The 14791-nt window shown below is 45.9% G+C and carries 15 protein-coding genes; 12 read left to right on the plus strand and 3 right to left on the minus strand.

Translation table 11 applies throughout. From position 1 onward, the window contains the following. The 5 genes from QZT80_RS06245 to QZT80_RS06265 form a co-directional block, all read left to right on the plus strand. A partial coding sequence (locus tag QZT80_RS06245) for a RagB/SusD family nutrient uptake outer membrane protein (protein WP_295119260.1) occupies positions 1-833 on the plus strand: 833 nt, incomplete at its 5' end. Between the two features lie 79 nt (positions 834-912). After that, positions 913-1857, plus strand: coding sequence for an ABC transporter ATP-binding protein (locus QZT80_RS06250; protein WP_295119263.1), 945 nt, complete (start codon positions 913-915; stop codon positions 1855-1857). Then, on the plus strand, positions 1854-4064 hold the full coding sequence (locus QZT80_RS06255) for a Gldg family protein (protein WP_295119266.1): 2211 nt from the start codon (positions 1854-1856) through the stop codon (positions 4062-4064). Before QZT80_RS06250 ends, QZT80_RS06255 begins: the two co-directional genes overlap by 4 nt. A gap of 138 nt (positions 4065-4202) precedes the next feature. Next, the gene (locus QZT80_RS06260; protein ID WP_295119269.1) at positions 4203-4433 is read left to right on the plus strand and encodes a hypothetical protein; all 231 of its coding nucleotides are present in this window, start codon (positions 4203-4205) and stop codon (positions 4431-4433) included. A gap of 94 nt (positions 4434-4527) precedes the next feature. Then, positions 4528-5169: a DNA alkylation repair protein gene (locus QZT80_RS06265; protein ID WP_295119272.1), complete on the plus strand. Its 642-nt coding sequence runs from the start codon at positions 4528-4530 to the stop codon at positions 5167-5169. A 459-nt stretch (positions 5170-5628) separates the two neighbouring features. Here QZT80_RS06265 and QZT80_RS06270 read toward each other — a convergent pair whose 3' ends face one another. After that, positions 5629-6402, minus strand: coding sequence for a hypothetical protein (locus tag QZT80_RS06270; protein ID WP_295119275.1), 774 nt, complete (start codon positions 6400-6402; stop codon positions 5629-5631). A gap of 755 nt (positions 6403-7157) precedes the next feature. On the opposite strand from QZT80_RS06270, the gene QZT80_RS06275 reads away from it, so the two are divergent. Together QZT80_RS06275 and QZT80_RS06280 are read left to right on the plus strand one after the other, a co-directional pair. Continuing rightward, the gene (locus QZT80_RS06275) at positions 7158-7697 is read left to right on the plus strand and encodes a hypothetical protein (RefSeq protein WP_295119277.1); all 540 of its coding nucleotides are present in this window, start codon (positions 7158-7160) and stop codon (positions 7695-7697) included. 61 nt (positions 7698-7758) lie between these two features. After that, the gene (locus QZT80_RS06280; protein ID WP_295119280.1) at positions 7759-8013 is read left to right on the plus strand and encodes a hypothetical protein; all 255 of its coding nucleotides are present in this window, start codon (positions 7759-7761) and stop codon (positions 8011-8013) included. A 60-nt stretch (positions 8014-8073) separates the two neighbouring features. Here the strand turns inward: QZT80_RS06280 and QZT80_RS06285 are convergent, their stop codons facing one another. Next, positions 8074-8415: a helix-turn-helix transcriptional regulator gene (locus QZT80_RS06285; RefSeq protein WP_295119282.1), complete on the minus strand. Its 342-nt coding sequence runs from the start codon at positions 8413-8415 to the stop codon at positions 8074-8076. Between the two features lie 162 nt (positions 8416-8577). Here QZT80_RS06285 and QZT80_RS26695 point away from each other — a divergent pair, with 162 nt between their 5' ends. From QZT80_RS26695 to QZT80_RS06295, 3 genes are read left to right on the plus strand one after another with little or no spacing between them, the layout of a single operon-like run. Continuing rightward, entirely contained in the window at positions 8578-8829 is a 252-nt protein-coding gene (locus tag QZT80_RS26695) for a SymE family type I addiction module toxin (protein WP_367112855.1), read from the plus strand. Positions 8830-8861: 32 nt separating this feature from the next. Then, positions 8862-9317 carry a hypothetical protein gene (locus tag QZT80_RS06290; RefSeq protein WP_295119285.1) on the plus strand — a complete coding sequence of 152 codons (456 nt, stop codon included), beginning with the start codon at positions 8862-8864 and terminating at the stop codon, positions 9315-9317. Next, positions 9317-9475, plus strand: coding sequence for a hypothetical protein (locus QZT80_RS06295; RefSeq protein ID WP_295119287.1), 159 nt, complete (start codon positions 9317-9319; stop codon positions 9473-9475). The genes QZT80_RS06290 and QZT80_RS06295 overlap by 1 nt, the downstream gene beginning before the upstream one ends. A gap of 158 nt (positions 9476-9633) precedes the next feature. Here the strand turns inward: QZT80_RS06295 and QZT80_RS06300 are convergent, their stop codons facing one another. Then, positions 9634-9861: a hypothetical protein gene (locus QZT80_RS06300; protein ID WP_295119289.1), complete on the minus strand. Its 228-nt coding sequence runs from the start codon at positions 9859-9861 to the stop codon at positions 9634-9636. Positions 9862-10739: 878 nt separating this feature from the next. Here QZT80_RS06300 and QZT80_RS06305 point away from each other — a divergent pair. Both QZT80_RS06305 and QZT80_RS06310 read left to right on the plus strand, forming a co-directional pair. Continuing rightward, a complete protein-coding gene (locus QZT80_RS06305; RefSeq protein ID WP_295119292.1) occupies positions 10740-13460 on the plus strand; it encodes a hypothetical protein in 2721 nt (906 codons plus the stop codon). A gap of 311 nt (positions 13461-13771) precedes the next feature. Next, a complete protein-coding gene (locus QZT80_RS06310) occupies positions 13772-14791 on the plus strand; it encodes a hypothetical protein (RefSeq protein WP_295119295.1) in 1020 nt (339 codons plus the stop codon).

A 14791-nucleotide genomic window follows, 5' to 3' on the forward strand; every position in this document is an offset into this window, starting at 1 on the left:
CTGTAAAAAATAAACTCACGAAATTCAGGGCTTCCAAAGCGGGCGGATACGCGCTGCTGGCCAGAACGTACCTGTTCATGGGCGATTATGAGAACGCACGTAAAAACGCGGAGCTGGCCCTTTCGCTGCAGGGTGAACTGAAGAACATGAATGATTACAGCATCATCATTCCTGGCCCGTTCCCGAACGTACCAGGCGCACCGCTGGGCTGGACCAACATCCCCGACGCGCAGCTGAATGCCGAAACCATCGTGGCGCGCCACTTCCTGCGGCCTTTCGGGCTGGGTATGGACGTTTGTGCCTCCCCGGAACTCAGCGCCCTGTTTACCAACGACGATAAACGCTGGACGCTTTACTACGCAGATGGCTGGCCGCCTGCGCCGCCGTTCAATTATATGTCGAGGTACCAGGTAAAGATCTTCCTGCGCGGCGATTTCTATTCCAACTACCTCAACGTACCCGAAATGTACCTCGTACGCGCCGAAGCTTTTGCCCGCGAAGGCAAGAAGCAGGAAGCGCTGGACGATATCAACAAACTGCGTTTGAACAGGATCACTCCGGCTGCGTATAAAGTATTTACACCGGCCGATTTCGGTAACGACGACGAACAGGTGCTCCGCTTCGTGCTCGAGGAAAGGCGTCGTGAGCTGGCATTTACCGGCATGCGGGTGATAGATCTGAAACGACTCAACAAAGAAACCCGTTTCCGCAAAACCATTAAACATACCGCCGAAGGAAAAGAATATGAATTGCAGCCCGGCAGCGATAAATACCTGCGGCAGCTGTGGCCTAACGCCACCATATTTAATCCGGACTGGCCACTGAACCCATAAACCATCGCACCAACCATATACCAACCCGGCGCCGGAAACTTCCGGCGCCATTCATCTCTTATTGCGTAATAAATTGAATATGCAAGATAATATCGTAAAGATCGAAGGGCTGTTTCACCGCTACAGTAAAGACTGGGCGGTGCAGGACATCAACTTCGAGATCAACAGGAACGGTATTGTAGGACTGCTCGGTTCCAACGGCGCCGGAAAATCTACAACCATGAACATCCTCTGCGGCGTGTTGAGTCAAACCCGCGGCCAGGTGCTGATAGAAGGCATCGACATGCGTACCGACCCGGAAGAGGCCAAGAAACGGATCGGCTTTTTGCCACAAAACGCGCCGCTGTACCTGGAACAAACCGTAGACGAATACCTCACCTACTGCGCGCACCTGCGGCTGATCGAAAAAAGCAAGGTCCGCGAATCGGTAGACAGGGTAAAGGAAAGATGCGGTGTAGCGCATTTCTCCAAACGGCTGATCGGTAACTTATCCGGCGGCTACCGTCAACGCGTAGGCATTGCCCAGGCCATCATTCACCGCCCCCTGCTCGTGGTGCTGGACGAGCCCACCAACGGCCTCGATCCTAACCAGATACTTGAAGTGCGACAACTGATCAAAGAAATAGCGACCGACCGGGCCGTGATCTTTTCTTCCCATATCCTTTCGGAGATACAGGCCACCTGCCAGGATATCATCATGATCGAAGGTGGTAAGATCGTGTTTAAAGACACGATGGATACCTTCAACAATTACATCGAACCCGATAGCCTGGTAGCCACCATGGAAAACCCGCCGGCAGCCGAAGAACTGCGCACCATCGAAGGCGTGAAAGAAGTGGTGTTCCTCACCGACAAAACCGTTCGCATGCGCTTCGACCCTACCGCCGACATTGCGGAAGGACTGGTAGAAACGAGCGTTCACCGCAAATGGCGCCTGAAAGAAATCACACTGGAGAAAAGTTCGCTCGACGCCATTTTCGCACAGTTATCCAACAAAACATCTAAACCGACCGTTCAATCATGAAAGTAATTACCAGAATAGCCCGCCAGGAACTGAGTCTCCTGTTTCATTCGCCGGTGGCCTGGCTTATCCTGATCGTGTTTCCCGTACAGATAGGCGTTAATTTTTTGTATTACATACAGATGATCGGCCGCGCACAGCGGATGGGCAACCATTTCAGCGATGTTACCTCCATGGTGTTCGCAGGTTTACAGGAAGGATTTTATCCCGGTATGAAAGGCACCCTGTACTTCTACATTCCACTGCTGACCATGGGCCTGATCAGCCGTGAAATGCACAGTGGCTCTATCAAACTGCTATTATCATCTCCCATCAAAGTAAGGGATATCGTACTCGGCAAATTCGTGGCCATGATGGGCTACGGCGCACTGCTGCTCGTGATCATTTGTTTATACGGCGTAGCCGGTTCGTTTTTTATCACCAATATCGACTGGCAGTTCTTAGCTTCCGGCGCTATCGGCCTGTACCTGTTGATCTGCGCCTATGCAGCCATCGGGTTGTTTATGTCGTCGCTCACCACCTACCAGGTAGTAGCGGCCATCAGCACCCTGGCCGTATTAGCAGGACTCAACTTCGTAGGCGGATTGTTCCAGGGCAACGATACCGTACGCCATATCACCTACTTTATGTCCATTGCCGGCAGGACCGAACAATTCATTTTCGGCCTGATCAGCACCCAGGACATCATTTACTTCCTGATCGTGATCGGCTTCTTTTTAGCCATCACCGGCATGCGCCTGCAAGACCAGCGCGAAGCCCGCTCCGGGACAGCGCGCACGGCCCGCTACCTTGGCTTGATCGGAGTGTGCTTCCTGGCAGGCTACCTAAGCACCATCCCTGCTTTAACCGGTTATATCGATATGACGGCCACGCAAACGCATACACTCGGCAAACAAAGCCGCGAGTTGATCTCCAAAATGGAACATCCGCTGAAAGTAACCACGTACGTGAACATCCTCGATAATAACTACTACCTCGGCGCACCGGAAAAGAAAAGTGAGGACGAACGCATCCTCACCCCCTACCGCCGGTTCATGCCCGATATGAAGATGGAATACGTATACTACTATGACTTTTCCAACAACGAAGGCCTCTACAAAAACTACCCCGGCGAAACCGATGCCGCCATCGCCAAAAAGGTTGCCGACATCCAGGACCTCGACTACCGCAAAGTATTGAAACCGGATGCCGTAAAGAAACTCGTAGACCTGAACCCCGAAGAGAACCGCCTGGTGCGCCTGTTGGAGTATGGTGATAAGAAAACCTTTTTACGCTATTACAACGACATCCGCATATACCCTGGCGAACAGGAATTCACCGCAGCCCTGAAAAGGCTGATCACCCCGGCGGATATCCCCGTTATTACGTTCCTGCGTGGCAACGGCGAGCGCAGTATCACCAAAGCCGGCGATGCCGAATTCAAGACCTTCGTAAATGAATTGACGTTCAGGGGCGCGCTGATCAACCAGGGCTTCAACGTAGACACCGTAAACCTTGCCCGGCAAGACATACCCGCTACTACTTCGGTGCTGGTGATAGCCGATCCCAAAACCGCGTTCTCCCCCGAAGTGCAGCAGAAACTGGCCCAATACGTAGCCAGCGGCCGAAACCTGTTCGTGATCACCGAACCCGGTTCGCAAGACGTGGTAACACCGCTATTGCAGCCGCTCGGCATACATCCCGGCGCCACGCCCATCCAGGAAGAAAGCCGCGATTACGCCCCCGACTTTATCCTCGCCCGCTTTGCGGACAGTGCAGGCACCATAGCGCCCAGATTGGCCGGTTACAGGGCTGATAAGGGCGTAGTGTCGATGGTGGGTACCGCGGGTATCAGGTACGCAGACACCGCCGGCTTCCACACCGTTCCGTTGCTGATCGCGAAAAACAACGAAGCACTGGCCATAGCCGCGCAACGCCACGTAAACGGCAAAGAACAGCGGATCGTAGTAACCGGCGACGCTGATTTCATGAGTTCCGGAGAACTGGGCCGCCGTAAACCTTACAACTGGAACCAGCCGTTGATTACGGAGATGTTCCGGTGGTTTACGTATGGCGCGTTCCCGGTTAATACTGGCGCTATCCGCTCGCAGGATGCGATCGATAGTGATGATCAGGGGATTTTGATGATGCGGGTTATTTTCTTTGGGGTGATACCTGGAGGGTTGTTGATATTTGCGGCGGGCCTTTTGTTGTACAGACGCAGAAGATAGGATTACGGAGCAGCTGCGGTGTCGCAGCTGCTTTTCTTGTTTTCGGCAATATGTTACATATAGTCGCTGCCTGCATGCAGCAGTGGATCGCGCTATCTTAGAACAGATACAGGCATTCCATTACCTTAAACCCTTCTTATGCTCCAAAGTACCTTTCAACGTATTGGCCTATTCCTGCTGCTGGTAGCTGCTGCGGCCACCTGGCAGTCCTGCAGCAAGGATAACGAAATACAGCCGGAAAAAGTTTCCCTTGAAGTTGAAACGGCTTCCGTGCCACCGCCAGATCCGGGCGACATTGAACTGCCACCTCCCCCACCAGGATATCCTGATCCGGTTGGTCCGGATATCCCCCCGGCCCGGCCATTTTAAATCCTGGAAGCCCGCCCTGCGGCGGGTTTTCTATTTGTGGATGTCAGATCGTATTAACTCCGTATTTTTAGCCTCAACAAACCAGGAGATTGCAATGAAAGTTTCTTCGAAAACAGCAACCATTTTGGGTCAAATCGATACCAAAACTAACCTTGGAGACTTACGGAAAATCGCCAAAAATATAAAAACGGATCACGACCTTGCTATGGAGTTATGGTCAACCGGCAAGTTCTATCCCAGGCTATTGGCAATCTTAGTTATGGATAACAAAAGTGTTTCACAAGATATCGTCGATAAGCTGGATAAGGACATGCATACCCATCCATTTGATGAGCGAAATCAACTCATGGACTGGCTGATGGCTAACCAACTCATGAAAAACAAGAAAACAATTGCGCTGATCGAATCGTGGGAAAACAATTCTTCGGCGCTGCAAAGGCGGGTATTCTGGTACTACCAGGCCCGTTTAAGATGGACAGGACAAACGCCGCCTGCCAATACACCAGCATTGTTAACTAAAATAGAAGCTCACATTGCCAAAGAAGACCCAGCCGTTCAATGGGCAATGAATTTCACTGCCGGTTGGATTGGCGTTTATGAAAAGCTGTATCGAAATAGGTGTATCGCCATTGGAGACAAAACAGGTCTTTATAAAGGTGAAATGGTGTCAAGAGGGTGTACGCCGGATTATTTGCCGGAGTTCATTGCTATTGAAAGTAGGAAGCGGAATTTGTAAGGTGCGAGGCTGTTGTGGGAATGGCTGCTCATGGAGTCCTTGGGGGAGTGAATGGTTCGTATTCTCCCGCTGGGACTCACAAGATTTTCAGAAAATTCACACTGTGCGTATAGATCGGGCGCTTTTAAAGGATATGTAACCTTTTTTGCGACCGCTCCAAATAGCCTATTTTGACTAGGTTTAAAATTAAGATCTTATCAATGCAAAGGTATGCATATAAGCCCAAAACATAGCAAGGTAAATTTAAAAACAAGAACGTACCTAGTCAGCGTGAAGTCTCTTTGCAACCCGCTTCATAACATCGTTGAGGGTACGCATATTGAACATACCCTTCTTTCCTTCACTTCCCCAATAGGAGTACCGAAAAATGACGCTCAGAAAGTTATAGAAGACAATCACATTAATTCCGTACGCCATCATGTTCGGCATTATTGAACTTGATTTTACATACATCTGATATTAGACACCAACACGATTCCTGGTCACTGCATTGAACCCCAAACCCCTCAGAAAAAATGGAAATTCCACAATAAAATCTTCATGACATCGATTAACAATATACTCCAAATCAGTAATCACATCCCTCACATAATTAGGATTAATGTTTCGCCTATTAATAGCTATTTTAGGTCTATCACAATTGTGTATACAATCATGCCTTCGTTGAAAGATCATCGTAAGCCGCTCTTCCATTTGTGCTATCGCCTTTTTGCGTAAAGAGGATTTTGCCGCCCCCGTAACTCCGCGATATTGCGTCCTCGTACAACCAAATAATCGATTCATAGTCTGTTGCCTTTCAATCCATCTGTCTATTGGTGCTCCGCTTTCGGTAAAAAGTTTATGACTGGGTCTAAAAAAAACATTAAAAAGTTCCTTTATTTTTTTGACTGATAAAACGTTGTCCTTTTCTATTAAGTCTCTTGCAATCATTCTCCACAACCATCCATCATTTAAATTATTATCCAAAACAACCAATATCGGTACCATTATGTTTTTCATTTTCGGTGGTAGATTGACGGCTGGCTGGATTTTTTTGGCCCTAAGTGTTCTTGCAACAAGATCACCGTAAGCATCACAAAAATAGGCGTCGATCGAACCTACAGCAAGCATCCATGATGTCCTTAAAATATCATCTTTAATTGCCCCGACAGGCAGTCCGCCTGCGTGATCTTTAAGATCTTTTGCTCTTTGAATATCCTGATTAAAATGAGCAATTGCTGTTTGTAAAATCATCTGTCTCCAAATATTGTAGAATAATAATACACGTATACTATATGATCCCTGCTTTTACGGACACTAATGTATATCAAATCAATCGAATTATTACGTCCAGTCACACATTAAATTCCGGTCGAATAATAACAAAGACTTTATTATAGTTCATACCTGCCCCAAACATTGAGTAAACCCTGATCAATCATATAAGAACCTTAGTACTTCGCATTCTCTTAAACCAGTAAATTCACAAAACTCTGCGACCGAAACAAACTGCCCCTTCTTTTTCTCTTTCATTAAACGTATTCGTTGCAGCAACGCACGCGGTACGTTCGGAGCCGCCCGTAGTATTCTGTACATCTTTTGCGTAAACCACCATGCGGCGAGGTATCATTTTATGCGAAATCGGCATAAACGGAATGGAAATTTTATCGATTAAAAATGCCGGCATACCTTGGTGTGGTATTACAAAATTACGACATCGTGCACGATTGGAAAAGCCTAACGGGGCGGGCTGTGTGAAGTGCTCCTTCTTTTTTATTAAACATCTTCAATTTGGCAAGACAAAAGGGGTTTATGCCCTTAGAAGGTACTATTGGTAATATTACCTTCTACAAATCAAAAGCCGGATACCTGGCGCGTGAAAAGGCGGCGTAGACGCTTCCCGCATCGCTACAGATCCGGCGTTCGAAAGGACCCGTGAAAACGGGGCCGAGTTCGGCAGAGCAGGGAAAGCCGGTAAACTGCTCCGCACTGCCTTCCGGGCTTTACTCATGAACGCTAGTGACAGCTACATGGCCGGCCGTTTGACCAGGCAGTTCGTAAAAGTGATCCAGGCGGATGCGACCAGCACACGCGGACAACGTAACGTGATCGACGGAGAAACGGAGTTACTCCAGGGTTTTGAGTTCAACATCAACGGCAGACTGCCGGGCACGTTGTATGCACCCTTCACAGCTACGATCAACCGCGTTACAGGCGCCCTGACAGTAGACGTGCCTCCGTTCGTGCCGATCAACATGATCGCAGCTCCTGCAGGAGCGACGCACTGCAAGCTGACGGCTGCCGCTGCGGAAATCGACTTCGAGGCGGAAACGTTCATAAACGACACGACCGGGTCTGGCGATATCGTACTGGGACCTGAAGTAACTGTCGGAAACAACCTCGAGCTTACTTTAACAGCAAACAGCACAAAACCGCTGTTCCTGGCATTCGGCATCGAGTTCTATCAAGAGGTTAACGGCAGCATGTACCTGCTGAAAAGCGGCGCTTTCAATGCGATGCAGCTGGTCAAAATATCCAGCGGTGTGTAATGCTCGCGGACAGGATCGCCCGTAAGCGGTTGGTATTCTTTAACAGGTAAAATGTGTGCGTATGAACATGTCGCGAAGTATGGCAACACCTGTTTTGACTTTTTTTAAACGGCTTAAAAATATCGGGATCTTCCTGGTCGCCCTGGCTGTTGCTATTATCGGCATCCCGTTTAAGCTGCCGGCTTATGTAGTAAGTGTAGCGGAGTACCTGGCGCTGGTTGGCGCGGTGATGATCGTAGTAGTAATGGCAACAGGGAATCTGGACAGACCGGGTGTCAGGTCAAAGACAGGCACCAGAATACGTTCTCCCGACTAATAGGTGTGGTTACCTTCGGGTTGTTTTGGTGTAAGGTCTCCGCTTTTGCGGGGGCCTTTTTTATTGGCCTAAAATCTCCTGCAACTTCGCCTTGGTGGCAAAGGCATCAAGTACCGCAAGTACGTACTCCTGATCTTTTTCCGATAATCTATCGAATTGCTGTAGCTTCTGGTTAACAGCTGCCGGGCTATTTGCTGGTAGCTCTTCCACCCCATTCACCAGGTGATCGAGCGAAACACCTAATGCTTTAGCAATGCGCGCCGCTACCTCCACCGACGGCGTGATTAAATCCTTTTCATAACGGCTCACCTGAACAGGGCCGATTCCCAACTGGCTTGCCAGTTCGTTTTGCTTCATGTCCTTTTCCTTCCGCAGTGCGGCAATACGTTCTCCGAATGTCATTCGTGTCAATTTAAATAATCTTATATGATATTAGATTAATATAAATAATAACAAATTTATTAATCAATGGTCTAATTTAACGAAATTATTTACAAATATGTTTATAACTATTTGGCTATTTGTTATCATTTTCGTAAATTTATATAACAAAAATGTTAACAAATGAATAGTAAAACAAGCCAACCTACGCAGCGATTCACCACCATTTACTCCCGTGATCATTCGGCCGCCGGTATAGAAATCCCTTCTATACGGGTACGCGGGCTGTGGCTGCATAACGCTGGATTCCAAAATGGCGAGATACTGGAAATAGAAGTACGGGAAGATTGCCTTATTCTAAGAAAGACAAACAAGCGCTGGAAACAAAAGTTGATTGTTGAGCGTACTATGGTCGATTGCACCGAGAACCGATAAAATTACTATCACTTCACTTTCGTATTTTTGTTATGGTTAATGTTTATACCGATACATCAGTTATAGGCGGATGCTTTGATGTAGAATTTAAGGAATGGAGCCAGGCATTATTTAAAGAGTTTGCCAGCGGCGCCAAAACGTTGATACTTTCGGAAAGCGTAATATTTGAGCTGGAGGGCGCCAGCGATAATATAAAAGGCATGCTAACTACCGTACACAGTAATAATCAGCTTATTTTACCGCTGACCGAAGAAGTTAAGATACTGGCGCGAACCTACATAAACGAAGGCGCGCTAAGCAACAAAAGCTACTACGATGCCCTGCACATTGCCTACGCTACCATTTGCCGGGCCGATGTGCTGGCCAGCTGGAATTTTAAACACATTGTAAACCTGAATAAGATTAGGCTTTACAATGCCATAAACGAGCGGCTCGGCTACCAACCGATAGAAATAAGAACACCGCGGGAAATTTTAAACACTGAGTAATGAAAAAGGACAAAAAATACGACGCTGTAAAAGAGGCACGAAAAGTTCGTGAGAAGTTAAGCGAGGAGTATTTCAAAGATCCTGAAGGCCAGGAAAAGGCCTCGAAGGCTGCACGCGAAAAGTACGAACAGCAGCTAAAAGATAAAAAGACCAAATAGCGCACACTGTTGCGCTTTTGGCATTACCGCCCTGCCCCACTTTCCCTAATTTAGGTTTGACCTGGTACACATTCCCCCCTTTGTGGTTTTGGGGTGCGTGCGGACGGCGGTGCCCTGCTTACGGCACCACTCACCATATTCTACATTGTGCACAACCGCTAGAAGAAAAAGCTGGGCATCTGGCCGAAGATGGATGGCACCGGACCACCCGTAATTACAAAGCATCGCTGTTGCCATCCATCTTCGGGCAGATGCGGGCCAAGATTGTTCCGCAGCTTAATAGAGATCCTGCCGCCGCCGTTCGCGGCAGGCCCTTCCTGCTGCTGATCGGCGTTCTGTCGCCAGGTCTTGGCGGACGTATACAGCCTGTACACAAGGCTACTCACTGTCGGCTACTACGAAAACGCACGGCCATACTAACTTTCTCCCTTACGTACCGGGATTGACGGCCGACCTCCACGACGTATTGCACGTATTATCCGGCCTTCTCGTCCTACTTTAGCCAATCAAGGTAAGCCAAACCATGTCCCCACATTATTGCTTCGTATAATATCGTTTACCAGTTGCGAATAAAAGATACGGGGCAAGTCGGAAGACGAAAAGAAAAACCTTAATTCTTAATTTTTCCCGCCACCGCCCGCCATGTGGCCGGGGTTGTTGGGGCGGGAGCGCGAAGCGCGAAGCCACAACCTACCCCGGCCACCGGCCGGTGGCGGACGTATATGGGGGCCCGTAGGGATTTTTGGCGTTTCGCCAAAAAGACCGGGAGGGGCCCGAACGGAGGCGCGGGGAGGTAAAATTTGCGCAGCCAAGGAGCGCAGCGACTGGCTGGCAAATTTTGCCGACACGCGCCGCAGTGAGACCTTTTAACCGGCTTGCGGGACAGGGAACTTCGTACGGACAGAGAAGACTACCGACTTGCTGGCTACATAGGATGACTGTACGGACGAGAGGTTCGGCATTTACCTGCACGAAGAATCTGTACCGAAAAGAACAGTTTCTTCTAATAGCCAGAGCACAGCCCTGCTTAATCGAAGAAGTCGGTACCTAATAATAATCGATACAAAATGCCAGATGCCAGATACGGACGCCGAATATTACAACGGAGGCATTTAGATTGATTACCAGTTAATTAATAGCAAAAATTTGAATTAACGAATAAAAAATCGCTAAAAATTTTAACGATTCAAAAATTGTCATAACTTTGGCGAGAAAATAATCGTTATCGATAATGTACGACAATTTATTAAAAAACAACTCGGGATTGAAGAGCAAAGAAGGGCTAATAGATGGGTTCGTCGTACGCACTGATGTATTAAATGTTCTAAAAAACGAGATTGATAAATCTAACCTGCATTGCGCGCCGGCCAATTTCCTAATAATTGGCCCCCGCGGCGCCGGTAAGACAACTCTCTTACATCGACTAAAATATGCCATTGAGGACGATCTAGGATTAGACAATGTGTTGACCGTGATGCTTACGGAAGAGCAATATAATATCACAGACATAACTACCTTATGGTTAAGAGTTATTGAATACGGCCAAGACTGGTATGGATGGAACGACATCTCTAACAGGCTACAGCATTATCTAGAATCTCCCAAAGTAAACAACCGCGACCTTTACGAACTTCTTCTAAGCCAATTGGGTAAACAGCGACTTTTTATTTTCATTGAAAATATTAATATATTCTTTAAAAAACTCGGCACGACTCAACAAGAGGAACTTAAAGCAATTATTGCACCTTCATGTCAAATAAACTTTATTGCTTCATCGACCGTTTCCACGGATTCGCATGTAGATTTTAGTGATATCGTTTTCGATTACTTCAAGCTCATAGAGTTAAAAGGCCTTACTAGGAAAGAATGCGAAAAGCTGTTATTGAACATTGCTGAAGACTTTGGCCAACGTCCACAACTTGAAGACATAATAAGAAATCACCCTGGCAGAATAGAATCACTTCGTCGACTTACTGGCGGAACACCAAGAACGATCACCTATCTCTTTCAAATTTTGCTCGACAACAAAGGGGGCCGAGCCCTTACCGATTTGTACCAAGCGATCGACACCTTAACCATTTTATACAAATCTGAAATTGATCAACTATCAATTCAACAACAACAAGTAATTGATGTAATGGCAAAAAACTGGGATGCTATCGCGGTTAAAGACATTGTGAAGTCTACACGACTAGAAAGCAAAAACGTTTCGTCGATCCTTGCCACGTTGGAAAAAAATTCCTTAATCGAAAAAATCCCGACTAAGACAAAAAACAATCTCTACCGAATAAAAGAACGATTCCTAAATATCTGGTACTTAATGCGCTTTGGCCGTAAAGCAGAGAAGGAAAATGTCAAGTGGCTAGTGCGATTTTATGATATGTGGTGCGATGAACTGGAACTATCAAAAAGAATTTCGGCTTACCTGGACGATATCAAGGGAGGAGGATATAACCTGACAGCAGCCATAGACATGGGAAACACCTATATTTCTTGCCAAAAAGCCCCTGCAGAGCTTCGATATAGGGTATATAAGGAGACTTTAAACCTCCTTCCAGGGCGGCTCGAAAAAACAATTAAGATCTCGGATGAAGTTCTTTATAAGCGTATTAATTCACTTGTTGAACAAAATAAACATGAAGAGGCTTTAGAGGTACTAGAAGAAGTTAAAGAACATGATGAAAAATACTTCGCATTTCTTTTATATATACATTTTGTAAAAAAGAATTTTGTAAAAGCTGCTGAAGCTGGCCAAAAGCTTCTTCAAATAGAACCTAAAAACGGCAAAGCGGCCATTACTCTCGGCCTCATTTATGATGAAATAAAAGACATTGAACAAGCAGAAAAATATTACGAACTGGCTCTTCGCCTAAACCACAAGTACGCAGCCACTAAAATGGCCAATATTGCCTACTACTACAAAGACGATACCCGATCAGCAATTGATCTTCACAAGAAAGCGATAAAAAGAAAGATAAAGGAATCTTATATAGAATTAGCGGGAATTTATGCTTTCAAAGGCGACTTGTCAGAAGCAGAAAAAATTCATCTTCAGGCAGTTCACGACAATATTGAAGGCGCTCACAGGCGCTTAGGTCTCCACTACGAGAAAACCGGAAAGTATGAACTGGCCGAATCGTCGTTTGAACAAGCAATTCAAAAACGAGATTGGATTGCTGAGGTATTTCTAGCAACGCTAGAATTAAAAAAGACAACGCCTTCCCTTGATCGCGTTCAAAATTTACTAGAAAGTGCTATTAATCATGAAATCACTCAGGCTTATGCCAAATTGGGTAAATTTTTCTTATATGAACGAAACGACAAAGAAAGAGCTAAGGATATATTAAAAACCGGGGTAGAAAAAGGCGATGCCGATTCAGCCCATCAACTTGGACACTTTTATGACGCCGAACGTTTATTCGAACTTTCCGACGAGATGTTCGTAACGGCAATTAAACTAGGGCATGAATCGTCTGTTTTTTGTCTCGCGAATAGCATTTACAATAGCGCGAGGAATTCGAGTAAAGCATTTGCTTTAGAACAACTTGAAAAAAACTCAAGTATCGTAAATAAATATGCACCTTACGGACCATTACTACACGCCAACATCCTACTGTGGAACGGTAAAGAACAGGATGCCATCAAAGAATTCAGGTCGACTTACAGCCAAATCTCGATCCTTATTAATTCATCAGAAACCGACCGACGGGAACAGGCCTTGGAACAAGCCGCCAATAGCCTATCAAAGTTCATGCTTCAACTATTAGCCTTAGAGCGCTATGATTTATGCATTGATCTTTTTGAAGACCAAATTGACGGAGTAGACATGAGATCCGTATTAAAACCGCTCTACTTTGTGTTAATGGAAGCCAGGAAACAAGATTTTCCGGTCGAATATCTTAAGGCAGGTGCCGAGTTCACCGAAACCATAAAAGAAGTTAAAGAAAAAATATCTGAACTTAAAAAAAACCTAAATTATATATGAGTTAGATTTCATAAAAATGGAGGCCTGACATAGCCTCCATTCAACCAAAATTTTTTCTGCTTGGGGAAGCGAATAAAAAATGGGATAACTCACCCATTCTAAATAGCGGTTGTTTCTTGGTCAAACTTAGTAGTAAAACTTTGAACCACCAAATTATGTCCGGAAATTTCAGCGCCGAAGGATAAATGGCTGTGCAACCAAAAGGAATCAACCAAACAGTAATTCTTACAAATTTCAAGCGTTAACGAATTACCGTATCACTCTATAAACAGTGATGGGATTGGCTTCTTTTCCCAAAAAACATTATTAACATGGCTGTAAATTATTCAAAACGGCTACAGAACGTACAGAATCGAAAATTCGACAGGGGACTTAATGAATCACTGACATCTCAATCATTTGCGAAAAGAGATCTGCCAGAAAACATGAAATACTTGTTAGAAGCAATGAGACCAATCGGCAAGAAATATAACGATCGAACAATCGCTGCTGCCGAAGCGGTACAGAACCATTTAGAGAATGGATACAATCTACATTTCTTGCGAACCTATAGACGGCAAGGATCTGTAGAAACAAATACAAATATCGAAGCGCATAGCGACATCGATTTGCTGACAATTATTGGTCGATACCACTTCCTCGCGCCAGGCATACCAAACAACGATCCGTATACCTACTCAGAACCGCAAGACGACATTAAGTTATTGCGGACGCAATCCAATCTAATTCTTAGCAGGCAGTACGATGAAATTGACAACAGTGGGGAAAAGTGCCTTTCAATTTTCAACAAACATTACCAAAGAAAGGTAGATGTTGTGTTTGCCTTCTGGTATAGCACACCAGAGTACATATCGCTGTTAGACGAAAGACGTAGAGGAATATTGATAGGATCAAGGCACGCAAAAGCAGACTACCCCTTCGCGCACATCGACGCTGTAAACAACAAAGGTAACCACACCTTCGACGGATCAAAAATGGCTATAAGGCTTCTCAAAACACTGAAGGCTGATGCAGACACCGATTGGGATCTGCTAAAAAGTTTTCAATTAACAACAATCGTCCATTCGATGAATAACAACTCTCTTCTCTTTCTGCATTCAAATCAAATTCAGATTGCATCGGCAATCTCTGAACACCTCAGCAGAATTATTGATGATAGGGATTTTCGTCGTGGGATTTGGAGCCCGAACAGCAGTGAGCTTCCATTACTTGACGAAAAAATAGTTCCTCAACTCGTTATGCTAAAACGGGATTTAGATGAACTTATCATCGACACTAGTAACGAATTAAGAAACAGCTTCTTTATTAAACAAGCCATGCAATCTTACTAA

The organism is uncultured Chitinophaga sp. (assembly GCF_902168175.1).
In the GTDB taxonomy this organism is placed as follows: Bacteria; Bacteroidota; Bacteroidia; order Chitinophagales; family Chitinophagaceae; genus Chitinophaga.

Bases quoted from the DNA above. Each gene is read 5' to 3' on its own strand.
- QZT80_RS06260 (WP_295119269.1), top strand. From the start codon at position 4,203: ATGCTCCAAAGTACCTTTCAACGTATTGGCCTATTCCTGCTGCTGGTA.
- QZT80_RS06275 (WP_295119277.1), top strand. From the start codon at position 7,158: ATGAACGCTAGTGACAGCTACATGGCCGGCCGTTTGACCAGGCAGTTC.
- QZT80_RS06255 (WP_295119266.1), top strand. From the start codon at position 1,854: ATGAAAGTAATTACCAGAATAGCCCGCCAGGAACTGAGTCTCCTGTTT.
- QZT80_RS06280 (WP_295119280.1), top strand. From the start codon at position 7,759: ATGAACATGTCGCGAAGTATGGCAACACCTGTTTTGACTTTTTTTAAA.
- QZT80_RS06265 (WP_295119272.1), top strand. From the start codon at position 4,528: ATGAAAGTTTCTTCGAAAACAGCAACCATTTTGGGTCAAATCGATACC.
- QZT80_RS26695 (WP_367112855.1), top strand. From the start codon at position 8,578: ATGAATAGTAAAACAAGCCAACCTACGCAGCGATTCACCACCATTTAC.
- QZT80_RS06270 (WP_295119275.1), bottom strand. From the start codon at position 6,402: ATGATTTTACAAACAGCAATTGCTCATTTTAATCAGGATATTCAAAGA.
- QZT80_RS06295 (WP_295119287.1), top strand. From the start codon at position 9,317: ATGAAAAAGGACAAAAAATACGACGCTGTAAAAGAGGCACGAAAAGTT.
- QZT80_RS06290 (WP_295119285.1), top strand. From the start codon at position 8,862: ATGGTTAATGTTTATACCGATACATCAGTTATAGGCGGATGCTTTGAT.
- QZT80_RS06310 (WP_295119295.1), top strand. From the start codon at position 13,772: ATGGCTGTAAATTATTCAAAACGGCTACAGAACGTACAGAATCGAAAA.
- QZT80_RS06285 (WP_295119282.1), bottom strand. From the start codon at position 8,415: ATGACATTCGGAGAACGTATTGCCGCACTGCGGAAGGAAAAGGACATG.
- QZT80_RS06250 (WP_295119263.1), top strand. From the start codon at position 913: ATGCAAGATAATATCGTAAAGATCGAAGGGCTGTTTCACCGCTACAGT.